The sequence below is a fragment of the Gabonia massiliensis genome (genome assembly GCF_001403595.1).
Taxonomy (GTDB): domain Bacteria; phylum Bacteroidota; class Bacteroidia; order Bacteroidales; family Coprobacteraceae; genus Coprobacter; species Coprobacter secundus.
Genome location: NZ_LN877939.1, coordinates 1136132 through 1162179 on the forward strand (window position 1 = coordinate 1136132; position 26048 = coordinate 1162179).

Consider the following 26048-nt stretch of genomic DNA (forward strand, 5'->3'; position numbering starts at 1 on the left):
CATTTAGTTATAAATACCGTCTATTACATGCTATCAGTTCCTTTATATTTTTTACTGATATAGCAGACCGATAACCGTCGGCAGGAGTATTAAAGCAATAATCTAATAACCGATTAACATCAGAAGTTGCTACATGTAATCGCGTATCTGACGATGCATAATAAATATACACTTTACCATCGTCATCGACTATCCAACCATTCGAAAATAAAACATTCGCCACATCTCCCACATATTCCATTCCTTGAGGAGACATAAAATATCCGGCAGGCTCAGCAATGACTTTTGCAGGATCTTCAAGGGCAGTAACATATAAGTATAATACATAACGTAATCCAGATGCGCAACCTCTTACTCCATGTGCTAAATGCAACCATCCTTTAGATGTACGTATCGGATGAGGTCCTTCTCCATTCTTTAATTCTTTTATCGTATGATAATACCGGTAATTAATAATCTTTTCATCTTCAATCACTGCATTTGTAATATCCTCAATAAGTGCCCAACCTATTCCACCACCTTTTCCTGCATCAATAAATCCATCTTGAGGACGGGTATATAAAGCATATTTTCCATTTACAAATTCAGGATGCAAAACAACATTACGTTGTTGACTTCTTGAAACTAAATCAGGTAGTCTTTCCCAGCTCTTTAAATCTTTTGTACGAACTATGCCTGCCGTTGCAACAGCTGAAGATAAATCTCCCTGTGGAGCAGACGGGTCTTTCCGTTCACTACAAAATATTCCATAAATCCAGCCATCTTCATGCAAAGTCAAACGCATATCATATACATTTACATCTGGATATTCGGTTTCAGGAATTGTTATAGGTTCGTCCCAAAAACGAAAATTATCTATACCATTCGGACTTTCTGCTATAGCAAAAAACGATTTTCTATCATTACCCTCAATCCTTACAACCACTATGTATTTCCCTTTCCATTTTATTGCACCGGCATTAAATGTTGCATTTACTCCTATGCGCTCCATCATATAAGGATTCGTTTCGGTGTTCAAATCATATCGCCAATACAATGGTACATGAGCAGGTGTCAATACCGGATTTTTATATCGTTCGTAAATTCCATTGCTTGGTAGTATTTCTTCATTTACACAACATAACAACTTTTCCTGTTCTTGTTTGAGCATCTCAAAATTCTTAATATACTTATTCATCGCTTTACTGAATTTTATTATTGGGGAAATTTATTTTTCTAAAAAAGCATTTTCTAATTTATATACCCAAGCATAAGAACAAGGAACCGAATGCATATCCAATTTAGGTGGAACAATAGTGAGAGTGTTGTTCTTATAAGAAAATTTGATTTTCTCATCTGTTCCCAGCATCGTCACTTTCTTTACTTTTCCCACTCCCTTTATAGAAAAAGGTCTGTCATCCCACTTATCAACAAATACATACAAATCTTTTCCTTTACAAGTAAAACGTATCCCAGAATTTTCATTTTCTAAGTTTTCATCCCATTTTCTTGTATCATAGATTGCTTCACCATTTACCCGAAGCCATGCCCCAATTTCAGCAAGACGTTGTTGCATAATGACCGGGATACGGCCATCTGCCGTAGGACCAACATTCAATAGTAAGTTCCCTCCTCGAGAAACCTTGTCAATCAATATATGTATCAATTCCTCAGCAGAAGAATAATCTTCCAAATTTTCATTCCGATTATATCCAAAAGAACCTGCTATCCCTCTACACTCTTCCCATGGATGTGTAAATACAGCATCTTTAGAATTATTATCATGAATAAGATCGTACTCTGTAGTATAGAAACTACCATGTCGACTTCGGGTTTCCTCCCCCCAACGATCATTCACAACCACAGTACTCGATACCGGAGACTCATTATATAACCAGGCTAAAAAATCTTCACTTTTCCAAGTGCTGCTGGGATGCTCCCACTCCCCATCAGCCCAAACTACATCAGGTTTATACCGTACAACGAGATCTTTCAACTGAGGTAGCATATGTTCTTCCACATACTGATTTACATTATTCTTATATAAAGGATGATGCCATTCATATAAAGAATAATAAAAGCCCATACGCATTCCTTTTTGCCGAACAGCATTGGCCAAATCCCCACAAATGTCTCTATGAGGGCCTATATCTACACTGTTCCAATTCACACTTTGCGCACTGGGCCATAGTGCAAAGCCTTCATGATGTTTTGATGTCAATACTACATATTTAGCTCCCGAATTACTGAATATTTCTGCCCACTGTTCCGGATTGAACATTTCGGCTTTGAAATTCCCGGCAAAATCTTGGTAGCGAAAGTCTTTTCCATACATTTTCTCATGATGAACTCGAAATAATTCACCATCTTTATCCTCCGGATTCAAACGGTGCCAATACCACTCTGCATATTTCGAATATACATCACCAGTGTTAGGAGCCCAAGCCGGAACAGAATAAAGTCCCCAATGAACAAAAATACCAAACTTGGCATTCTGAAACCACTCCGGTATCGGCCGCTTGTCGAGTGAATTCCAATCAGCTTTATAATTTTCCGCTATAAGTACGCTTATATTCATCCAAAAAATAAATAACAATATTGTTTTCCTCATTTCAATATTTTTTATAATTAGTTATCGGTTATATTTTCAGTCCATTGTGATAACGGCATATTTTTTCCTGAATCATAGGTACTCCCCTCGGGCAATAGATATACGGTAAAGTGTCCGGTTGCTCCGGCCGGAACTTCACTCTCAAAGCCTACTTTGACTGTGCCTGCATTAGAGGCGTCATAGGCATTTGGGGAACGGGTGTCCCATGTCTGTAACCGTACAGGATATTTGCCGACGACTTTCAGGGTGAGTTTCTTCCCGGATTGTTCCAGTTCTATCCGGTCTTTTTTTATCTTTTTTACTTTGGCGGGCGTCAGCATCGTCCATCTTATGGTGGAGGGTGTATCTGCAGGTGCCGAGATTTCGTCGCGAACCATGACATATTTTTTATCTACCAGGGCAATGCCTCTTCTGCAGGAGGATACGGTGGTTGCGTAAACGGATGACAAATCACATACGGCACTCATAAATGTTGTGTCATGGGTGGTGTGCTCTATCGGGGCATAGCCCGATACTTGCTGTAACTCATTGTTGATGGTCAGGGTATTATGGGAGTAATTGTTGTATCGGTAGACTTGCCAGCGACTCGATTCCTGTGTCATGGACCAGAGATTGATGTTCCGGGATTCCAATGATTCGTAATCTTGTTTGCCCAGGTCCATGGCCCAGCGGACTCCGCCTGCATCCATGACAAAGCTGCCGATATCCATATGGGCATGGTTGCTTGACGGGCTGCCGCCTTTGATGGCCACGTATATGGCTTCGGGAGAAGTCCAGCTCGTTCGCATCATGGAAACGGGGGTTCTTCCACCCCCTGTCCACTTCAAACTTTGTGGGGGGGTGAGCTTTTCTATGTTTATGTCTCCTCCCCATAACAGTACCAAAGGCAAGAATCGGTTGGCCGTATTGTTTGCCCGGTTTGTTTCTGATAAATAGTTTTTCTCTACCCATAGTAATGACGGGGCATTTCCTTTTTGAGCGAACCAATACATGGTGGGGGAGAGATTTGGGGAAAATTCACAGTCGGAATAGTTAAAGCTCTGGCCTGTGGGGCCTGTCATGTGTTCATAATAGCTGGCTGTTTGCATGAAGTTCCGTCCCAAGCTTCCGGTGATGTCTTCTCCCAATATCTTATTTAATGCTGCAAGCAGCAATACGTTGTAGGTCGTCCCATATTCCCAATAGGAGTATCCTTCGGGATAGGCTCCGTCGGGTTCGTATTCTTTCATGGCGAGGGGCAAGGAGCGTAACGCCCGGAGAATGATATTTTTATTCCATTCTTTGTCTTCTTCATAGGTGGCCAAGGCTCCGAAGGTCATACCGGCGTTGCATACCTGGTTCCAATTGTTTTCCGTTTTCAGAAACCAATTGCACGATTCATCGAATGAGGGCCGCAGACCTTTGTCACGAATGGCTGCCCGTATGATTTTTTTGGAGTCTTCCGGTAATTCCTTGTACAGCCAGTCGTAACCGATGGAGACTCCCAGGGTCATTTCGGCCACGTCCAGAAAATGGGACGGGTTCCAGTCTGTAAAACGACAAACTGCTATCAGTTCTTTTTCTGCGCGTTGCAGATATTTCTCTTCTCCTGTCATCCGGTAGGAGTAGGATAAAAAGAAGATGCGGCGAAGGGATTCCCGGGAGACATCCAACAGCCGCATGCCTATTTTTTTCCTTTCTAACGGGGGACGTGTCAACAAATCTTCTCCGGCTGATATAATGGACTCATGGATTTGACGCCATGTTGCAGACTTGTTTATCTTTTCCATCAACGCTTTTTCTTCTCCTTGTTGCATAAGTAGCCGCGGATGAGAAGGCAGTGTATCCATATTAAACTGTATGATAGACTGACTGAAGGCTGTATATACAAACAGGAAAAGAAACATCATCGATATCTTTATCTTCTTTTTCATATGCAAATCAATTCTGGCCTTGGTACCCTTTTATATAATTTTTATATCGTAGAAGAGCCTCTACATAATAATAATCACCATAACTTAATGGAGCGTCAACCTCAGAACCAGCAGGCATATTTCCAACACCATGCTTTAATATAAAATGACCATTAGTACCAAACTCTGCCGTATACTTATCTGATGATAATACTTGTAATTGTTTTTTAGCAACAGATAGATATTCTTCTGCAAGTTCCCTGTCAGAATATGTACATAATTCTAATAAAGCTGAAGCAATGACTGCTGCCGTCGAACTATCCCGAAATTCATCCGGGATGTTTGGAGAATCAAAATCCCAATACGGTATTTTATCTTCCGGTAAACGAGGATGATCCAAAATAAATCGAGCTATTTGATGTGCTTTTTGCAAATATTTAGAATCAAGGGTCTCACGATACATCATTACATAACCGTAAAGTCCCCACGCTTGCCCTCGAGACCAAGCACTATCATCACTATATCCTTGATTTGTTCCTTTAAATGCAACATCTCCAGTTTCAGGGAAATAATCCACCACATGATAAGAACTATTATCTTCTCTAAAATGATTTACCATTGTCTTATCTGCATGACTAATGGCAATGTCTTTAAATATTTTCTTTCCCGTCTCTTTATACGCCCACATAAGCATTTCAAGATTCATCATATTGTCAATGATTACCGGAAAATGTAATTCGCCCCAAGGTTCCCAAGATTGGATACAACCTACTTTGGAATTAAATCTTTTAGTCAAAGCAGTAGAAGCATTTATCAATACACTGCGACACGAATCTTCGCCTGTCAGCCGATACGCATTTCCATAACTACAATACATCATAAAACCGAGGTCATGTGTAGATTCATTATATTGTTCTTCATGCAATCGTCCTGTATATTTTTCAGCAAACTTACGAATCTCCGGATCATGTTTATCTTCATACAGAAGCCATAATGTCCCCGGGAAAAAACCACTACACCACCAATCAGAACCAGAGGTAATCAAAGAATCAGTTTCGTCAATTGAACGAGGTAACTGACCTCTTAAATTATCTATTTTTCTTGCCATCATTAAGGACTGTTTCCTTGCTTTATCTAAGGACTCTTCTACCCATTCATCTTCTTTCACTACATGGTGACAACCTACAATAAATAGAAAAAGTAAACACACAGACAACATTTGTACTACAATTCTGCCCACCATACCTATATTATTTTATAAAAACTTGTTCTGATAAATCCGATTCTGTATAAAGATATTTTCCTACAATTTTCATTTGAGGCCTATCCTTTCCTCTATCAGGAGTTATCCTTAATTTATATTTTCCCCACCAAGGACCTCCTGCCCAATACGTAGCGTTGATACCTTCATCCTGAATATAAGAAAGAAAATTATCTAATGTTACCAACCATCGCTCATCATTATCCGGGACACCATATTCTCCAATAAGTCCTCTGAAGTTATTTTCCTTAAGCCATTTCACAAACGGTTTTACCCGCTCGACACCTTTAAAAGGTGATGCCTCTTCTTCATCATATGTCCCCCTGTAACTTCCTGATGCATCTTTATCAAAATATACATGAGCCTCAAACATCAGATTATCTGCCGGATCAAAAAGGTACTTCAACGTATCACTCATATAAGGCCAGCGCTCTGCCGAGCTCCAGTCATTACCACCTACAATAATCGTATTTTTCATATCTACTTCGCGAATAGCTATAATAGATGTCTGAACCATTTCGAACCAAGTTAATGAATCGCTTAAATCATGAGGTTCATTCATTATGCCATGTCCATAAATATTGGTATACCCACTCATCTCTCTAACCAATCGTTTCCAAAAATCCGCAAGATGTTCGGCTGTTAACCCATTCGTACCGATAACAATACTCTTTCCATCCATCTTCCGACGTGCATAATTATGCAAATCAAGAATAACTTTCATATTTCTTTCTTCAGCTGCCGATACAAATTCTTTCAAACGAGATAATTCCACCACGTCCAGTGGTCCAAACAACTGAGGCTGCAAACGCTCCCACTTAAAAGGCAAACGTACGAGAGTCAGACCTTTCTTTTTAAAATAATCCAATTCCTCAATCCCAGGATACCGATAATGTTTTCCATACACGCCCGGCATATTTCCTTCTGCAAACTCTGCACATGCCAAATTTATTCCATAAGGTTGTTCTCCTTTATTAGACGCAGAATACGATACAAAAGGAACAAATATCAACAACAATAAAAGAAACTTCGATCTGATCATCTTAAAACCTATAATTATTATATTTTATCTTAACTACTAAAAAATAAATCACTTAATTTGCACTGGAGTTGCAAACTCCGTATCCATATCATAAGGCAATAACCACACCTTATTACCCTTTCTATTTGTAAAGTATAATTTCGATTCTGACATACGGTCAGCATCTCCATCTGCCCAAAAAGCATAAAAATCATCATGAGCATTTACCGGTCTACGCGCATAGGAATGATTGAATAAACTATTCTTTGTTACATTACGCACTTTAATCCAACTCTTACCTTCATCTTTACTTCTCCAAAGTACCATCTCTCCTCCAGTACCCCATTTTTGGGGACCAGCCTCCGTAGGCCCTACAATAACCCATTCTTTCCCTCTCACATAAATAGACCCCATATCGTAGTTATGTGTCGACTCACAGACTTTATGCCTTTCCCACTGCTTCCCGGTCCAATGAAAAACAACCCACTCTCGGGGATTGCCCTGAGGTCCCGGTTGAAAATGTCTACTTACAACAGCTAAAATTATCGGATTACCAAACCTATCAAAGTTCATATCATTCAAGTAAAGCAACTTACCCTCATTCTTACCATCATATACTAAAGCAGGATTTACCGGTTCAGTAAGAGGTACTCGAATATTTTCTCCTGTAACAGTCTGCCAATTTTCTCCCATGTCCATCGTCTGTACTACATATAAATTTGTACGTGTATCAGCTGAACCTTCTGGATGATAATTAAATGCTGTTACAATTTTATTCCCCACTATGTTACTAATCTGGTAATGCCCTTCTATCCCTGCCAATTTTTGATCAGGATACCATTTTTTACCATCAAAACTGGTTGACCAATATAACTCTCGCCCACGATTCTTTCCCGTATATTTTGTAAACAAATGCATAAAACCCTCACCCTCAACATACCAAGGCTGCGGATAGGTAAAAACCGCTTCATACATTTTCTCAAAACTATCAATTGAATAAGGTTCCCTACTTTTATATACAGTCCCTAAGCGGCTAACATTTCTTCCACTGACAAATACCCAAATGTAGCCATCTTTATCAATCGATATAGAGCCATTATCATGCGGATCATCTACACCATTTTTATCGCAAACAACGACAGGTCTTGGCACCACCTTTTTCTTATGGTCATAATATGAAGCCATTACCAATAAATGCCTTTCATCTTTTTGAGTCGTACCCCCATATACGAAAAAAGTCTTTTCCACTTCTGGTGCATATATGGCTACCGGTACATGGTCGGCCGTATAAGTTCCCAACCCTCCAGAATACTTATATCCGTATTCTGAACTTTGCCCTATTGTATACCAGATTCCTTTATAACCATCCATCCGACAATTTTGGCCTACCATATCAATAGACAGACACAACAACCCCACTGAAAAAAAGAAAAAATATTTTAACATAAAATTTATATAATGGAATTATAAATACGATAATAATAAGAATATAAGAGCTGGTTTCCAGAAAAACAGGTAAAACCTGTTTTTCTGGAGTAACAATATAAATAACAATAAATCAAATAATTATAAGATATTACCGCACTTTCAACCTCTTCATACTAACCGTCATACCAGCTCTTGTCTCAGGTGCAGAGTTAATATAAATATATGCTTTATATCTACCATCTGCCGTCTCGGCCCATATTCCCCCAGTCTCAACCATATTTATAACAAAAATAGGAGAGTTAGATACATCTATTTGCTGCAAATCCACATCATCCACAAACACTCCAAACTCATTTCTTGCCAGCTGTTGATCTGCTGAGGCATATACTCTCATCATTTTTGTAGAGTTTGTAAAACTTTCCGGAACAGTTACTCCCGGGAGGTAATCTTTATCTGCAGTAGGAGATACAAAAGCATGCAAAAATTTTACACCTCGCATTTGCCTAAACAGATATATAAAATCTATCTTTTCAGGATGCTGAGCAGCCTCAGCCGGTGTATAAGTCCTCATATCTTCAATCGAAAAGTAGGTATTATTCTTCAATTCGATATCCAATTTCATATCCATATTCGATATTTTATACGGACCCATTTTATAGTTTACGGCCTGACCATTACTAATCTCGGCAGAAAAAGTAAATGAAACTTCTCTTCCTCTTGCATCTTCCGGAATTATATAATAATAACGAAGTGTAGAAGCACAAGTATCTACCGTAAAATGTACCTCAGTCACACCTCCATTAGTCTCAGACGGAGACCCAATCTCTACCCCGACATCAGTACCAACATCATCTGTATGATATGAACGATGTTCCATGTATGTTCCTTCAGCACCAGAAATAGAAGCTTGTACTCTAGCTGAAACCAATCTTCCTTTCTCTCTCGGAAGAGCCATAGCGTATGCAAATTCAATCTGTCCTCCAACAACATTCGGACCTAAAGACCTCTTGATACAATCATTGGTCAGCTTAGTTACTCCATCCGGTACCTCATATTCATCACTACAGGAAACAAACAGAAAAGAAGCCAAACATATGACAGATAATATACTAAAATTTTTAAAATACATAATTACTACTATTTTATGGTTGCTGAACGGTAATCAAAACAGTATATGTTTTACGAACCTTTCGGTTACCTGAAATCACCGTATACTGTTTTGGATGTTCTAAATCTGAAAAATCTACTTTCCCCACAATTTTAGGATCGAGCTTAGCATCCGTTGCTAAAGAGAATTGAGGATAAATATTTCTTAAATCCGTACCAAATTGCACTTCCGCACTAATCGTAAGTTTTTCTTCATCAATTACGACTAATTTTTCTGTCAACACAGAACGTTGGTCTGCTCCTAACAACTCAAGGTTACTAATATAACAATCCTCTCGGTCGGTTATTAATAAGCCATCTTCATCGATGGGAAATTTAGTACATCCCACTACTATCAAAAATATAGTCAGTATGGTAAAAAGATATTTTTTCATCTTATTGATATATTATTTTTATGAACTCAATACAATATAGAATCAACTTATAACCAAGGCGTATTCTGTGTAAGATTTGGGTTCCGATCTCTTTCAGACTGTGGAATTTTGAATATATAAGCCTGCCTCAAAGCCAATGCCGACAAACCAAAAAACCAACCTTGCCGTTGAGCACCATGAGAATCATAATTATATACAGCCGGTCCTCCTACATAAATACCCCAAGCACGTTCTATTGCACGCCATCTACGCAAATCAAACGAACGCTGACCCTCTGCAACTAACTCAACAATGCGTTCCTGCTCAATAGCAGAAAAGAAAGCGTCATAATTAGCTGTTTTATCTGCAGTTAACGGAGGGAGATTTCCTCTATGACGAACACGATTTACAAGGTCAATAGCATATGGTTGAGGACCATTTACCTCATTATCGGCTTCTGCGTACATCAAAAATACATCAGCTAACCGTATTACCGGCCAATTCATATCACCTTCATCCCGGCCGGCTCCACCATAATTCCGTATAAATTTTCGGAACACATAACCGTCTACCGAACGGTCTGTACGATAAGTCGTATACTCTTTTCCATTAATCTCAACTTTACCACCCCAATTTTTAAATATGAAGGGTACATATCCAGTCTCCTTTTGGCTACTAAGACTCATAATCATCTCATAATCCCACAACATTGTAGCTTTCATTCGATAATCCCGATTAGCATAACTTTCCGGATTAAGTGCTGAATTTTCAGCAGTCCGAGCATTCGGGTCCGAAGGATTCATACCGACCACTTCTGGTAAGAAATCTCCCGTTTTAGTAGACTGATAACGATTTACCAATCGCATAGCCGGAGTTAAACAACATTGAGAATTTTCTTGGCTTCTTCCTCCAAAATCACGCATATAAGGATCTCCCTGAGCACTGCCGACTCCTCCATGCGTAAAATAAAATATCATTTCACCTCCATCATTAGCATTCCCGGTAGAAGGAATAAACATATAATAATAATTGGGTAAAACTTCAGCATTTCCCATCGTCCCCCAATCTCCAGGTTCTCCATTACGGAACAAATTCAATCCATAATCTTCTATCACATGCTTAAAATCTTCAGCAGCTGCACTGAAAGCCTTTTTGGCTTCTTCAGGATCGGGAGTAAACGTACTGAGTTCAGGCCAGCCATATTTATTCCAAGAAGCCCAATATAATTGAAGTTTTCCCCTAAAAGCCAAAGCCGCAGGTTTTGCCGCACGTCCAGATATTTCACTTCTATCCGGAAGCTTATTAAACGCATAGGTAAAATCACTCATAATTTTTTCCTTAATTTGAGCAATAGGCATACGCGAAAGGTTTACGACCTCCGAATAGAAGTGAAATATCTGGACGTGCGGCAAAACCTGCGGCTTTGGCTTTTAGGGGAAAACTTCANAATTATCATATACGATATGCTCAATATAGGGAACATCTCCCCACATCGATATCAACCGAAAATAAATCATGCCACGTAACAGCTTAGCCTCTCCAATAATTGTTTCCAAATTTTTTTTCGACTCGGAAGTTGCATTTGGCAACATTCGTTCTACGTTATCTATCACATAATTAACTCGATGGATACCCCCATAACAATATTTGAAATAATTATCAAAACGACTTCCGAAATTCCACATTGGGTCTGGGAAATACAACCCTTTGTAATAGGCTGCACCTCCACGTGTTATATTCGTTTCAGAACAACTCAAAATCCCAGAACCATCATATATTCGCACATAGTCACCTTGACCATCAAAATAATAATCTCGATGAAATAGTCCCCGAACGTGTGAATACGCTCCCATTAACGCAGTAGTAGCGTCTTCTTCGGTTTTCCAAAATTCTACACCAGGCATCTCTGTTGTCGAAAGCTGATCTAATAAATCATCATGACACGAAACCGACACAAAAAGTGTCCCCAGCAAAAAAATACTTACTAATTTACTTTTTATATTATTCATAATAATACTCCTTTTTAAATCTCGACATTGAGACCGAATGTGAAAGTTTTCATCAATGGATAACCATCATTAACATTTAACTTTTCTGGGTCTAGTCCCCGGAATTTAGAAAAAGTCAAAAGATTATCAGCTGAGAAAAAAACACGTATATTACTTATTCTTATTTTTTGTATTACAGATTTTGGAATACTATACCCCAACTGCACATTTTTTAATCTCAAATAAGCTAAATTATCAAGATAAAAAGTCGATTCTTTACGATTATTGCCTCCACCTAAACGAGTCCATCCTCCGTCTCTATTTTCCACCGACCACGTCTTGTTCCACAAATCCCAAGTTGTGGCTGTTCGCCCTTCATTGTTACCCAATGACGTATTATTATTGGATGGTAACCAAAAAGCTTTTCTTCCTGCAGCACCTTGAAACATAATTGACAAATCAATGCCTCTCCACTCAAAATTACTATTCAAAGCAAAATTAGTTGTCGGGCGGTCTCTTTGCAGGCGAGGATAAACTCTCTTATCGCTATCATCTATCTTGCCATCTCCATTCAAATCCTTATATAAAAGATCTCCGGGACGAGCTCCCTGTGGTGTGGCGTTATAAATATCGTTCCATGTCTGCGCTATTCCAATTGCCTCATAAGCCGAAACATAATTGTATGGCATACCTACAAAAACATAATCCGCATTCCCGTCTTTATTCGTATAAGTCGTATTACTTCCCAAATATTCATTCCACTTCTCCAAAATGGTCGCATTGTAAGAAGCATTTACATTTACCATATAATTAAAATCACCTTTGGCTCCTTGATAAGTCACATTTACTTCAACTCCCTTATTACGCATATTGCCAATATTTTTACGAGGAGAAGAATAAGCTCCTGATAAAAGAATAGAAAAATCAGAAGGCCTAATCATTTTTGTCGTAAATCGGTCATAATAATCTATTTCGACAGATAAATGATTTTTCAAAAAGCCCAAGTCTAATCCAACATTCGTCACTGCAGTTTCTTCCCATGTCAAATCCCGATTAATCATTTTCTTATTCACCAGCCCTTTAATAAGAGCTCCATTAACAAAATAAGAAGACGAGCTCAATGTTTCAAGTTGTTCATACTCCCCTACGGCACTATTATTACCCAACTTTCCATAAGATGCACGTAATTTGGCCCGGGATAACCATGACCCAGCCCAACGATTAATAAATGGCTCTTCTGAAAATATCCATCCTACCGATCCAGAGGGGAAAAAGCTATATCTATAACCATATAAGAACTTAGACGAACCATCAGAACGAAGATTCACTTCAAAAAGATATTTATTGAATGCTGCATAATTGATACGACCAATAAAAGACATCAATCCTTGCGCACTAGAATATCCTTCTACAGACGGGTCTACATTTAATGTCGCATTTATTTCATGTAAGTCGGAATGAATCCGGTCTTTAGCTGACGACATTTGATAACGATTGAACCAGTATTCCCGGCTAAATGCCGCCATAACACTTAAATTATGATTCTTCTTAATAGTCACATCATATCCCAATCGAGCATTTAATTGAGTCTTATAACCTGTATTGGTATAATTGGAAACACCGGCATTATCCTCTACAAACCGACGATCGGTCAATACTCCCTTTTGAAAATCATAAGCTCGTGTCGGAATATCGGCTTGATACCGGAATTGATTATAGTAATTAATCGTATAATCCACTCTGGCATTCAAACCTTTAATGATATCCCAACTTAAAGAAATATTACCATTTGCTTCCTGCCGATCTTTTTGGGACAATTGATTTGTATATGCCGAATAAGGATTAAATACCTGAGAATCTTCTCCATATGCCATTGCACCTCCATAATATCCAGTAACCGGGTCATAAGGGGTAATACCCGCAACAGCAAATTTCATTGAAGCGGCATTGATTGTTCCTTGAAAGTCATTTGTATTAGCATACTGCATTTTCGACCAGTTTCCTGAAAATTTCGTTCCGATTGTCAGATTAGGAAATATTTTCATATCATAACTCATTCTCGCATTATACTGAGTATAATCGTTATTCATTAAAAGCCCATCCTCATCCATTATCCCTACGGAAACAAAATAATTAGATTTATCATTACTTCCTGAAGCTGAAATATTATACTTCTGGATACCTCCTGTCCGCAAGATAACATCATACCAATCTGTATTAGGATAACGCAAAGGGTCTATCATACCCATAGCCATCCATTGATCAATTGTCCCATTTTTGAAACGAAAATTATCAGGAGCAGTAGAGACTGCCGCATTTCGTTGCAACAAAGTCAACGAACGAGCATAATCACTCATATACTCCCAAGCATGAACGGGTATCCCTATCGAATAAGATGCCGATGCATTAATTTTGGATTTCGAGCCCTTACCACTTTTAGTCGTAATCAAAATAACTCCATTCGCAGCTCTTGATCCATAAACAGCCGAAGAAGCTGCATCCTTTAACACCGAAACACTTTCTATATCATCCATATTCAACCGGTTAATATCCACATCAGGCATACCATCCACGACAATCAAAGGATTGGCATCATTTACCGTCCCCATCCCTCGAATCAACATAGTCATTCCTTTATCTCCGGCAACACCAGAGTTCTGACTAATCGCCAGCCCAGGGACTTTTCCCTGGAGAGCCATAGATACATTAGGTAAAGAACGGCTGGACAACTGCTCGTCAAATTTAACTGCCGATACGGCACCCGTCAGATTGACTTTCTTCTGGGTACCATAACCAACGACCACCACTTCATCAATATCTATTGCATCACTCTCCAGAACTACACGAAATAAAGTCTTACCTTTAATCGGAACTTCAATCATTTTCATTCCCACATATTTAAACACCAAAATTGCATTCTGAGGAACATTTTTCAATATAAATTTTCCATCAAAATCCGTAACAGTTCCTGTCGTCGTTCCTTTTACCAGAACCGATGCCCCGATAATAGGTTCTCCACTCTTATCTAAAACGGAACCGGATATATCTCCTAAGGTCTGCTGAAGAACAGATATCATATCTGCTGCTTGTGCTCTCCCTAAAGATAATCCCAATACTGCTATCAAAGTCACAATCCGTATACTAAAAACAAAAGTCCTCATACTGCGACTAAAATTACAGCCTCTTAAATGAGTTTTTTTCATAGATTATTTGTTTGCGAAATCAATTTATTATAAGTCCTCTTTATTTTTTCATCACCTTAGTATATCCATTACATTTTCCATCCTTATAGGTTTTTACTATGTAGATACCAGAAACAACATCCTCCATATTTACAATAGAATTTGAGTCTGACTTTACTTTCTGACCTAACGAATTAAATATCGATACATTATCAAAGTCACCTTCAATAGTTAATAAATCGACTACCGGATTAGGATAAACTCTTACTGCTGAAATATCCTTTTTCGTTTCAAAAATTCCTACGGTTCCTCCTTCATCTCCAAAACGAACGACACCACAATTGTCCATATTATTGTAAGGTTCTACAGGTCCATTCTTTTTCCATGCCATTCTTTTACGGCCTTTCCCATCATTATCATTATCTACAATCACAACATCAAACCCCATCCCTTGAGGAAGATTTTGGAATGCTTCAATACTCAAAGCTTCATCTTTATCATTTGTAAATGCATTTAAAGGAAATTCAAACTCAATACCATAACCTGTTCCATCACTTTTCAACTGATAAGCAACTCCTACTTGTTCTGACAAAGAGCCATACAGAAGACCACTGGGATAAGTAACATAGCCATAACCATACTCATCATCCATATCCGGAGCCATCTGGAAATGACCTTTATCCATATGTCCGTTCACATAAGCCGGAGATTTACCGTCATTCAGCACATCATTTACATCCAAATACACTTCGACTTTATCATAAATATGTTTATTTTTCACATCATCCGGATTTTTCCAAAGTGGATAGAGCACATCATCGGTTACGTCAATATAAACATACAAATAATTGTATTTTGAATTGGTCTTGTCTTCTTGATAGAACATTTTAAAATATGCTGTCACCGAAGGTTCTTCTGTGACCGTCTCATTCTGCTTAAACGGTTTATCAATAGGTATAGCTTCTATCTGTGACCAAATCGGTTCATCAGCAGAACCATCCATTGATATGGCTGCATTTTCTGCAGAAACTTTCTTAATAGTCAAATCTTGTTGTGCCCATACTGAGATACCTGAACTCAGCAAAACAGCAGAAAATAAAGAACATAAAAATTTTTTCATAATGGAGATTTTTAAATAATTATTTCTATACACTTTTAACTCAATCAGCTAATTTTATTTATTCTTTTGTAATACTTTCTTGAAAAACACCCCCTGACGAGAAGGAGTAAATTCATAGTCTTCAATTAAAGTAGGAGCCCAATCCGGGTCAAAACACCAAATTGTATATGATACACCTTTTTTATCAAAATAATCGATAATAGCTTTTCCATAGGTCTCATCTCCGATTACGGGAATATGTTCTCCCCGTTCTCCTGCCCCCACAAAACCCAACTCTGTTGCAATGACAGGATAATACTTTGTAACTTTTCCCCAATCAGCGTCCCATTTATCTTCCCAAGGTTGCTCCCGTTTTTGCGGGTAAGGGTGTGTCACATAAGCTACATTTGAACGATTCACCGGATTTTCAATAACCTCATCCAATAAATAAGCCCAATTCATCCCAGCCACCAGACAAATTTTCCGATTATCTATCTTCCGTATTTCATCGATTAACTTCTCCATCATCGGACGCCATATCTCCCAATTCAAAGAATGCTCTTCTTCAATCGGCTCATTAAACAATTCGTAACAAGCAACGACAGAATTATTTCTATATCTTTCTGCCATTAGCTTCCAAAACTTGACTGTTTCATCCCAATTGGTCGCATAATTAAAATGAGGATATTTGTCTCCCGGAAGGTTTCCTATAGAATGCCAATCTATAATCACATACAAACCTGCTTTCTCTGCCCACTTAACACCTTTATCAAGTAACTGCATATAGGCCTCAGCTCCGCGATATCTCCATGTATACGGATGTACAGGAAAACGAACTACATTACAGCCCCATTTTTTAGCTTCTTTAAAATACTTAAAATTCCAATGACCTTCTTTTTCCAATTTATCCGGATCCGAAAAACTAACACCTGCTAACCGCACAACCCGGCCACTTTCATCAACAAAAACATTTTCTTTTACAGACAAAGCAGCAAGGCCTTTTTCCTCCTTAGATTTGGCAGCAACAGGTAGTACAGCCAATAATAAAAAAATAACTGAACCGATAAATAATCTATTTTTCATGGTCTATACCAAATATTTTTAAATAAATATCTTTTTACTTTCTAATTTCTAATGAGTAGTGAACTCCCAATAAATTTCAGATTTATGTTTTTCAATCTTTTGAAGAAGAGAACGAGTCCCAAAGAAGACCCTGTTCTCTCCTCTACATCTCAATAATTAAAGTTTTACCATTTTCTGGGTTTCAACATTACCATTTGAACACAAAACATGCACCATGTAAATACCAGATGTAAGATTTTCTACATTCACATTCGTCTGGTTAACTCCACCTAAAACACTCTCTTTTACCAAATTTCCCGACATATTAAATATTTGGATACGTTCTATTCCAAATTCGGAATTTATATTTATATTATTAAGCACAGGATTTGGATATATAGAAATTACATTACCCTTACCATTAACCGATTGAATATTCGTCTCTTCAGATACTGGAAAATATTCTTGAAGAATCCTCATTTGTGCCGGTTCAAAATAAGATGTTATATTATCCTTATTTAAATTTTTTGGTTGGACACTTACATGATCATTATCATACCCTGTACCAGCAACCCAATATGTCCCGGAAACTCCATTTTCTTTCAGGTACGTCAACACTTCATCTAACATAATTAACCAACGTACGTCATTTCTCGGAACACCAAATTCACCAAGAATCCCTTTTTTATTATTTGTCTTCAACCAATCTACGTAAGGCTTCAAACGAGAGATATGCTGATTAGAGCTACGCACTTCCTTATCATAATCTCCATATTTATATAAACCTGATTTATCCAAATCAAAATAACAATGAGCTTGGAATATCAAATTATCTGCCGGATCAACCAAATCTATCAGATGTCCTCCTGTCGTAGGCCAAGTCGATGATGAAGCATAACTTTCGCCTTCTACAACGATAGCCGTCTTAGTATCTACTTCACGAATAGCATTAATAATAGCCTGAGCAGCATTTAGCCAAACACCTTTTTGCAATCCATAAGGTTCATTCTGAATATCGTATCCCCAGATATTCTTATAATCTTTGAACTCAGCAGCCAACTTTTTCCACACATCTGCCATATGTTCCTGCGTAAGAACTCCTTCTCCTAATGTATGCTTCGTACCATTAATCGTATAACGACAATAATTGTGCATATCAATCATTACATACATTCCAAGCCGTTCAGCTTCAGCAATCACTTTCTTCATTTCCTGAATATCCGAATCAAGGTCAAGGTCTCCATTCAACTCATGCTGGATACGTTCCCAACGGAACGGAAAACGAAATAGACGAACACCTTTTGATTTGAAATAATACAAATCCTTAAATGAGGGATAAAAATATTCAGTACCAATCTTACCATGAACGGAACCACCACAAGCACTGGCCAAATTAACACCAATAAGCGGAGTATCAATATCGGGCAAAACATCACCTTCTGCTGCAGCTTCCCAATCAACAGAAACCTTGCCTTCTTCACCCAATCCTAACGTATACTCACCTTTGAATGCAAAAATATTATCGACATAAAGGTTTCCTTTGCCTTCAAATACTATATTCTCAATTGCCGTACAGTCAAGACCGGCTTTTTTCAAAGCATTGATTGAAATATTATAATATACCCAATCCTTATCTTTCAGTTCAAGAACTTCATCGGCATAATATACATTCTCCGAACCTGCAGCTTGGAACCCTATCTTCAAAGATGCATCTGTAACATCCACATTTTTATATATATTGAAATGGATATATTCCATATCATCCACATTTATCGGAGTCAAAGCAGTTACTACCGCTTTATCCAACGAAAACATCCTCATTACTGATTCATCTCCAGCTCTTAATTTTCTAAATTTAAATTCCGTAGCACCATTTACTGCAGCCAACGCCAAATCGGTAATATTTTTATAAACAGATTTTTCGGTATAAATAGGCTTCACAGTTTCCGGAGCCATAATCGGCTCATAAGCAGATTCAATTTCATAAGTATAAGAATCGGAAGATTCACCTTTAAAGGCATAAATATTATCGTAATAGAGCCGATCCACAGCAAATCCGCTTGCACTAAATATGCGTAACTGCTTCAAACCAGTAAGAGGTCCTTGTTTTTCCTGGTCTTGTGTATCTTTAAACGCATTTAACGGGACATCCACACTCACCCAAGTACCGGATTTTTCTATTTTATACTCAGGGACACGGCCTTCAGTTGTCCCGTCACTCAATCCATATATTAAACGAGGTGTTCCAGAAGGAACCCACACATCGTAATGCAGGTAGTCCATATCACTTAAATCTATTGCCGGATCAATTTTAATCAATGTCCAGTTCAAAGAGCTAAAACGCAATAAGTTATCTCCTTCCACTCGAGTAACTACATCCATCGTAGCAGCTGGAGAACCCGGATTGGATTGTGTTAATGTAGTTACATTCTCATAAGTATCACTAAATATAGACACTACATCTTTAGCCTCATGCTCAGGTACAGGTGCAGCTACTGTCGGAAGTTTTGGGTCCACAGGAGGTATCTCTTCCCCATTAATACCATAAGTATAAATATTATCAATATATATAGTCTGAGCATATCCTCCTTCGCGAATAAAATGTAATTTATTTACCGTCGTAAACAAAGAAGCATCTGGATCATCCTTAAACTCCGACATAGGAATATCAAGACTGTTCCAGCCAGGATTCAACGTTCGTTTAACCTCTATACCGTCATCAAATTTTATTTTTAGATTGACAGTACCGCTTTCTCTTACAACAAAAACATCCAAATGGAGATTACCCATGTTACTCAGATTGATTTCTGAACTTAAATTTATATAAGCCCACATATTTAGACCATCGACAAGATTAATTACATTATCTTTTTCAAATGGAGTTATTATAGATGCTGTTCCTGTACCGGAAAAATCCTTGATTTCTGTCAGATTAGAATAAGCATCACTAAAAATAGATTTTACCTCAGAAGCATCACGGGTCGGAACAGGTGCAGCAGCAGGCAAGCCATATACATATATGTTATCTACATAAACAGTAATAACCTCAGCTTTGGAATTACATAAACTCAGCTTATTAATAGCTGAAAGATCAGTATCAAATTCAGAAACTTTGATATCCACACTATTCCATCCCTCATTCAAAGTACGAGCCACTTCATTTCCACTGGATAGTTTAAATTTCAAATCAACCGTACCAGACTCTCCCGGAATATAAACATCGGTATGTAAAGTTGCATAATTTGTAATATTAGCAGCTTTACCAAAATTAATATTTATCCAGTCTTCCAAGCCTACCAACTTTATCATTTCGTCTGTGCCAACTACCATATTTATTATTCCAGTACCTGCTCCATCGATACTCGAAATACTTTTATTAGTCATATAAGCATTACTAAAAACGGAGAGTACATTACCAGCCGCCATAGTCGGAAGAGGAGCGGACACAGACGGAGCTGTCGCATCCGGCTCGGGAGCCTCTACCTTACCATAGGCATAAATATTATCTATATAAATATTTTGGACATAACCGTTAGATGCAATTAAACACAATTGAGTCACATCTTTAAACATCAATTGAGAACTGGCACCAGCAAAATCCGAAATGGGGATATCGAAACTATTCCATCCTCCATTTACCGATACAACAACCTCATTTGAAGTAGCATTGAGTTTCAACTTATATTTTCCTGCACTTGTACGGAAGGTATAGATATCCACATGCAGCGTTTCTTTCTCCGAAAAATCTACCGAAGAAAAATGAACATTTGCCCAAGAATTCATTCCCCCAAACAATTTTATCATATTATCATTTCCAAATAAAGTTTCAATAGAGCCTGTTCCAGTTCCAGAAAACGTAATATTTGAAGAATTCAAATATGCATCACTAAATATATTCGTAACAATATCTGCGTCTTGTGTAGGATTCGGTGCTGAATTTGTAGGGACATCTGATTCTGGGTCCGGTTTAGGATCTATGGTTATATCTTCTGAACTATAAGCATAAATATTATCTATATATATAGAACGTTGATTTCCTTTATTATCTTGAAATCCTATTTTTAACACATCCTTAAAATTTGGAGCAATTTTTCCTCCTGTCGGAGTTCTATAATCATCCAACTTTATCTCAACCTTATTCCAACCTTCTTTCAATGTCGCAACAACAAAATTATATGTATTGACATTATCGCTGCTCTTAAACATTACTTTCACCGGTGTTTCACCTTCTATAACATAAATATCCGCATACAGAACATCATACTCGTCAATATCAATAGATTTGTCAAAGTTGATAAAAGACCAAGGATTCAAAGCTTTTTCCAAATAAATCATATTATCTCCAAGTACAGAAAGCTGAGAGCCTGAAATAGTAGCACCACTTATATTTGTAAAACTATTTATACCGACTACATTGGGTGTATAAAAATCACTATACAAGGATAACACTTTGCTCGCATCGTGAGTCGGAGTTGCCGGCAAACTTTCTGGAGGATTAGCAACAACGGCCAAAGAGGGCCTGATACCTAAAAAGAAAACTGCAATAACAAATAGCAATTGGATAAGTCTTTTTTTCTTCATGATATTTTTTTAATTATAAATATATAGACAAATGTACCGAGATACTTTTTAAGGCTATAAAAAAATATTGCAGAAAAATAGAAATATAGAACACTCTGAATAAATAATCTAACAATCAGCTATTTATAAAAATAAAAACTAAGGCAAAAAACCTACTATATGAAAATAATAATATAGAAATTTTTCAAGTAGAAATTACTAACATAAATATCCCAAAAGCATCAGAAAAATAAAAAATTAGAACAGAAAAATAAAAATATACAACAAATATCTATATAAATAAATTTATGTCAATAATACAAATTGCTAATAATAAAACATTTACAAAATATCAAAAACACTTCAAATACAAAAATAAAAAAATTACCTACTATATGACAATAGAAAATTGATTAACTTTGTTTTGATTGATATTATGCTTAAAATCATTTTCGCCATGCAACGCACACTAATCTTACTTCCCATTTTTTTACTTATAATTATGGCCTGTTACGGATCTAACTTCCGAAACTACCAGGTAGATGATGGTCTATCCCACAACAGTGTATGGTATGTCATGCAAGACAGCGATGGTTTTATGTGGTTCGGAACAAATGACGGATTAAACAGATTTGACGGTAAGCACTTTAAGGTCTACAAACACAATCCTAATGATTCAACATCTATAGGACATAATTTCATACATTGTATACAGGAAGACTCTAAAAATCGAATGCTGGTAGGCACCAGAAACGGACTCTATCTTTACAATAAAAAATTAGATAATTTTATTTGCATCAACTTGTCAAAAAGCAAAAAACAAGATATCAATATCAACGATATAACTGAAGACAGTTATGGAAATATATGGATAGCATCACATGGAAATGGATTGTACAAACTAAATCAAGACTTATCTGTCGAAAAACATTTTTCGCTCAATGATTCTCCCCAAACAACATCTCTTAATTATATATGGACTGTTGTTACCGATCATTTAGGAAATTTATGGTTAGGAACCGCTGGTAAAGGTCTTGTACACTTCGATCCCAAAAATGAAGTCTTTACTCCAATAACAGACCGGAAAAATCTGAATATATCTGACCAGTCAATATACAGTATTCATTGTGATAGAAACAACGACCTTTGGATTGGGACATCAACAAAAGGACTTTTCAAATACAATTTTATTAATGGCAATGCAACACATTATCTCAACAATACTGGAAATATAAAATCTATTATCGCCTTTTCCAATAAAGAGCTTATTATGGGTTCAGATCATGGCTTAATCATTTTTGATAAAGAATCAGGGAAATACAATATTCCCAAAGAGGAATCTGGATATGAAAACATAACAGATAACTCTATTTTCTCAATTACTAAAGATAGAGAAGGAGCTTTCTGGATAGGGACTTATTTCAATGGAATAAACTATTTCTCTCCAAGTGTCAGTAAATTTCTATATTTCAGTAATCTATCGGAGAGTAAGACGAACAAATATATTGTCAGTAGTATGACTGAAAACTATAATGGAAATATTTTGATAGCAACTCATAATAATAATATTATTTATGAATTTAGTCCCCAGAATCATACTACAAAGGAAGTTTTTAAAATGCCCCACTCCAATATTCAAAACATATTTAAAGATAATGACAAATTATATGTCAGTACTTATGGCAGAGGGATATCTATACTATCTATAAAAAACGGAAAAGAAATCGGAAATCTTGCAATCAATACAATTGAAGGTAAATCAATCTTCAAGATATCCAACAACAGATTGCTCTTAGCTTTAGAAGAAGGCGGAAGTGCCTGGCTTAACCAACAAGGAGAAATCAAACGAATAAAACAATTACAAGGTAAACTTATTGCAGACATCATTGAAGATAACACGGGAAACATATGGTTTGCAACACATTCTTACGAACTTTTTTGTTTGAAAAAAAATGGTAACTGGATCAATTTTTCTTCTGAAGAATATGACAATAAACTCTCCGGAATCAGAGGATTCAATGGGTTATTATGCGATCAGAAAAACAGAATTTGGATATGTACTAAAAATGACGGTGTCATACTTTTCAACCCTGAAACCAATAAAATTGAAAAAACATTTGATGCTCAAAATGGCTTGCCATCTAATATTACCTACTCAATCGTAAATGATAAAAACGGGAATATATGGGTCAGTACTCAAAAAGGAATTGTCCGAATTACTGTTGATAATATAAATGACTTAAAAATATTCGGATATATTGGAAAAGAGATTCAATATAACTCTAAATGCATATTAAGAACGTCGTCCGGAATATTATATTTTGGAGGTGCTAATGGATTTATATCAATCAATCCTAATGAAATGGCAGTTAATAATATAAAGCCAACTATCGTAATAACCGGATTTAAAATATTCAATAAAGAAATGTTTCCCGGTAAAAAATTATCTCCTCTAAAGGCTCCTCTAAGCCAAACTCAAGAAATCATTCTGGAACGAAACCAATCTAACTTCAGCTTTGAATTTACAGCCTTAAGTTATGTATTTCCTGAGGCCAACCAATATGCATATATCCTTGAAGGATTCGATAAAGAATGGAACTATATAACTGATAATACAGCCCAATATATGAATATTCCTCCAGGGAAATATGCTTTTCGGGTAAAAGGTTCGAATAATGATGGCATCTGGAATGAAGCTGGTACACGCATCAATATTCTCGTCAAACCTCCTCTTTGGCAAGAATGGTACATGATTCTCCTATATATTACATTGATTGGAAGCTCCATATTCTATATAATAAAACAATATTATAAACATCTTGACGCTGTAAATAAAGAAAAACAATATAAATTCCAAATTGCTAAAGAAAAGGAGGTTTATGAGTCTCAAATCAATTTTTTTACTAATATAGCTCATGAGATAAGAACTCCTCTTTCTCTAATAACAGCTCCTTTAGAAAAAATAATACGTTCCGGAGATGGAAATAAACAGACTCAAAAGCACTTAAACTCAATCGAACGAAATACAAACCGTCTTCTCGATTTGGTAAATCAATTACTCGACTTCCGAAAAATAGAAAACGATATGTTTATATTAAACTGTCGTCTACAAAGTATCGAAAAAATTGTACAGAAAGTTTTTAAACAATACGAACAAGACACCAAACTGCATAATATAAAAATGACGATTGAAATACAGAAAGATGTCATTAGTTACGTCGACTCTGAAGCGTTATATAAAATAATCAGTAATTTAATCTCAAATGCTATAAAATTTACTAAAGACAAAATAAAAATAAAACTATCGGTAAATGGCAACAATTATTTTTTATCTGTAGAAGACAATGGAATAGGCATAAAAGAAGCTCATCTCGATAAAATTTTCGAAACCTTCTATCAAATACAGACAACAGACAATACTATGAACAAAGGTTCTGGCTTAGGCCTATCTCTATCTAAAGCTCTCGCTCAAAAATTAGGCGGAGATATCTTTGTCCAATCCAATTATAGTAAAGGGTCTATATTTACATTGGCACTCCCTATTAAAAGCCAAGAAACTCTCCCCCAAGAGATAAATGAAAGTATAAATGATACCGATATTTCAGAATTAGCAGAAACGGGACAAAATATCCTAATTGTAGATGATAACAGCGAACTCCGTATTTTCATAAAAGAATGTCTGTCAGACAAATATACTGTCACAGAAGCGAACAATGGTATTGAAGCCTTAAAAATTATAGAAAACAAAAATATAGATATCATTATCTCCGATATTATGATGCCCGTTATGGATGGATTGGAGCTATGTAATGAGCTAAAAAGCAACATAGCTTATTCTCATTTGCCACTTATACTTCTTTCTGCAAAAACAGATACTTCTACCAAGATAGAAGGTTTGAAAAAAGGTGCTGATATATACATGGAAAAACCTTTTTCTATCGAACAACTTGAAGCTCAAATTGCCAGTATCATAGAAAACCGAGATAAAATAAGAAAAAATTTCATTGAATCTCCGCTACAATATTTTAAACAAAATCCTGATAACAAAGATAATATCGATTTTATCCAAAAGCTAAATACTTTCATCTTGGAGAACATGTCTGATGAACATTTTTCCATTGATAATATAGCCAGTCAGTTTGCCATAAGTCGAACCAATCTTAATAACAAAATAAAAAATATAAGCGGTATTACTCCAAATGACTATATAAAACTCATACGACTAAATAAAAGTGCCGAATTATTAGGAAGTGGTAAATATCGAATCAATGAGGTATGCTTTTTAGTAGGCTTCAATTCTCCTTCTTACTTCTCTAAATGTTTCTTCGAACATTTCGGAAAATTACCTAAAGATTATATGCAGATGGGAACAGCCTCAATATAAACTCTCTCTAAAAATACATTTATGCCCATACAGATATAAACATTTAAGTCTGTATGGGCGA

The 26048-nt window shown here is 36.7% G+C and carries 15 protein-coding genes; 1 reads left to right on the top strand and 14 read right to left on the bottom strand.

Features of this window, described 5'->3' with window-relative positions; translation table 11 throughout:
• Nucleotides 1-7: 7 nt before the first annotated feature.
• From BN2628_RS09255 to BN2628_RS09315, 14 genes are all read right to left on the bottom strand, one after another.
• Nucleotides 8-1177 carry a glycoside hydrolase family 130 protein gene (locus BN2628_RS09255; protein WP_021929391.1) on the bottom strand — a complete coding sequence of 390 codons (1170 nt, stop codon included), beginning with the start codon at nucleotides 1175-1177 and terminating at the stop codon, nucleotides 8-10.
• Between the two features lie 30 nt (nucleotides 1178-1207).
• Nucleotides 1208-2590, bottom strand: coding sequence for an alpha-L-fucosidase (locus tag BN2628_RS09260; RefSeq protein ID WP_055096954.1), 1383 nt, complete (start codon nucleotides 2588-2590; stop codon nucleotides 1208-1210).
• Nucleotides 2591-2607: 17 nt separating this feature from the next.
• Entirely contained in the window at nucleotides 2608-4503 is a 1896-nt protein-coding gene (locus BN2628_RS09265; RefSeq protein WP_055096955.1) for a heparinase II/III domain-containing protein, read from the bottom strand.
• Between the two features lie 7 nt (nucleotides 4504-4510).
• Entirely contained in the window at nucleotides 4511-5725 is a 1215-nt protein-coding gene (locus BN2628_RS09270; protein WP_021929203.1) for a glycoside hydrolase family 88 protein, read from the bottom strand.
• Between the two features lie 7 nt (nucleotides 5726-5732).
• On the bottom strand, nucleotides 5733-6785 hold the full coding sequence (locus tag BN2628_RS09275; protein ID WP_021929204.1) for a glycoside hydrolase family 5 protein: 1053 nt from the start codon (nucleotides 6783-6785) through the stop codon (nucleotides 5733-5735).
• A 48-nt stretch (nucleotides 6786-6833) separates the two neighbouring features.
• Nucleotides 6834-8210: a BNR-4 repeat-containing protein gene (locus tag BN2628_RS09280; RefSeq protein WP_021929205.1), complete on the bottom strand. Its 1377-nt coding sequence runs from the start codon at nucleotides 8208-8210 to the stop codon at nucleotides 6834-6836.
• Between the two features lie 130 nt (nucleotides 8211-8340).
• Nucleotides 8341-9321 (bottom strand): DUF4466 family protein, encoded by a 981-nt coding sequence (locus tag BN2628_RS09285; RefSeq protein ID WP_055096957.1) that lies wholly within the window; start codon nucleotides 9319-9321, stop codon nucleotides 8341-8343.
• A 13-nt stretch (nucleotides 9322-9334) separates the two neighbouring features.
• A complete protein-coding gene (locus BN2628_RS09290) occupies nucleotides 9335-9733 on the bottom strand; it encodes a hypothetical protein (RefSeq protein ID WP_021929207.1) in 399 nt (132 codons plus the stop codon).
• Nucleotides 9734-9780: 47 nt separating this feature from the next.
• A complete protein-coding gene (locus BN2628_RS09295) occupies nucleotides 9781-11070 on the bottom strand; it encodes a RagB/SusD family nutrient uptake outer membrane protein (RefSeq protein ID WP_257606444.1) in 1290 nt (429 codons plus the stop codon).
• A gap of 72 nt (nucleotides 11071-11142) precedes the next feature.
• Nucleotides 11143-11721, bottom strand: coding sequence for a RagB/SusD family nutrient uptake outer membrane protein (locus tag BN2628_RS17615; protein ID WP_257606445.1), 579 nt, complete (start codon nucleotides 11719-11721; stop codon nucleotides 11143-11145).
• A 14-nt stretch (nucleotides 11722-11735) separates the two neighbouring features.
• Nucleotides 11736-14903 carry a SusC/RagA family TonB-linked outer membrane protein gene (locus BN2628_RS09300; RefSeq protein WP_055096959.1) on the bottom strand — a complete coding sequence of 1056 codons (3168 nt, stop codon included), beginning with the start codon at nucleotides 14901-14903 and terminating at the stop codon, nucleotides 11736-11738.
• Between the two features lie 40 nt (nucleotides 14904-14943).
• A complete protein-coding gene (locus BN2628_RS09305; protein ID WP_021930667.1) occupies nucleotides 14944-16002 on the bottom strand; it encodes a sugar-binding protein in 1059 nt (352 codons plus the stop codon).
• A gap of 54 nt (nucleotides 16003-16056) precedes the next feature.
• Nucleotides 16057-17064 (bottom strand): glycoside hydrolase family 5 protein, encoded by a 1008-nt coding sequence (locus BN2628_RS09310; RefSeq protein ID WP_021930666.1) that lies wholly within the window; start codon nucleotides 17062-17064, stop codon nucleotides 16057-16059.
• A 156-nt stretch (nucleotides 17065-17220) separates the two neighbouring features.
• The gene (locus BN2628_RS09315; RefSeq protein ID WP_055096961.1) at nucleotides 17221-21624 is read right to left on the bottom strand and encodes a cellulase family glycosylhydrolase; all 4404 of its coding nucleotides are present in this window, start codon (nucleotides 21622-21624) and stop codon (nucleotides 17221-17223) included.
• A gap of 415 nt (nucleotides 21625-22039) precedes the next feature.
• On the opposite strand from BN2628_RS09315, the gene BN2628_RS09320 reads away from it, so the two are divergent.
• Nucleotides 22040-25987: a hybrid sensor histidine kinase/response regulator transcription factor gene (locus BN2628_RS09320; protein WP_087880309.1), complete on the top strand. Its 3948-nt coding sequence runs from the start codon at nucleotides 22040-22042 to the stop codon at nucleotides 25985-25987.
• Nucleotides 25988-26048: the final 61 nt, after the last annotated feature.

Bases quoted from the DNA above. Each gene is read 5' to 3' on its own strand.
- BN2628_RS09255 (WP_021929391.1), bottom strand. From the start codon at position 1,177: ATGAATAAGTATATTAAGAATTTTGAGATGCTCAAACAAGAACAGGAA.
- BN2628_RS09260 (WP_055096954.1), bottom strand. From the start codon at position 2,590: ATGAGGAAAACAATATTGTTATTTATTTTTTGGATGAATATAAGCGTA.
- BN2628_RS09265 (WP_055096955.1), bottom strand. From the start codon at position 4,503: ATGAAAAAGAAGATAAAGATATCGATGATGTTTCTTTTCCTGTTTGTA.
- BN2628_RS09270 (WP_021929203.1), bottom strand. From the start codon at position 5,725: ATGGTGGGCAGAATTGTAGTACAAATGTTGTCTGTGTGTTTACTTTTT.
- BN2628_RS09275 (WP_021929204.1), bottom strand. From the start codon at position 6,785: ATGATCAGATCGAAGTTTCTTTTATTGTTGTTGATATTTGTTCCTTTT.
- BN2628_RS09280 (WP_021929205.1), bottom strand. From the start codon at position 8,210: ATGTTAAAATATTTTTTCTTTTTTTCAGTGGGGTTGTTGTGTCTGTCT.
- BN2628_RS09285 (WP_055096957.1), bottom strand. From the start codon at position 9,321: ATGTATTTTAAAAATTTTAGTATATTATCTGTCATATGTTTGGCTTCT.
- BN2628_RS09290 (WP_021929207.1), bottom strand. From the start codon at position 9,733: ATGAAAAAATATCTTTTTACCATACTGACTATATTTTTGATAGTAGTG.
- BN2628_RS09295 (WP_257606444.1), bottom strand. From the start codon at position 11,070: ATGCCTATTGCTCAAATTAAGGAAAAAATTATGAGTGATTTTACCTAT.
- BN2628_RS09300 (WP_055096959.1), bottom strand. From the start codon at position 14,903: ATGAAAAAAACTCATTTAAGAGGCTGTAATTTTAGTCGCAGTATGAGG.
- BN2628_RS09305 (WP_021930667.1), bottom strand. From the start codon at position 16,002: ATGAAAAAATTTTTATGTTCTTTATTTTCTGCTGTTTTGCTGAGTTCA.
- BN2628_RS09310 (WP_021930666.1), bottom strand. From the start codon at position 17,064: ATGAAAAATAGATTATTTATCGGTTCAGTTATTTTTTTATTATTGGCT.
- BN2628_RS09315 (WP_055096961.1), bottom strand. From the start codon at position 21,624: ATGAAGAAAAAAAGACTTATCCAATTGCTATTTGTTATTGCAGTTTTC.
- BN2628_RS09320 (WP_087880309.1), top strand. From the start codon at position 22,040: ATGCTTAAAATCATTTTCGCCATGCAACGCACACTAATCTTACTTCCC.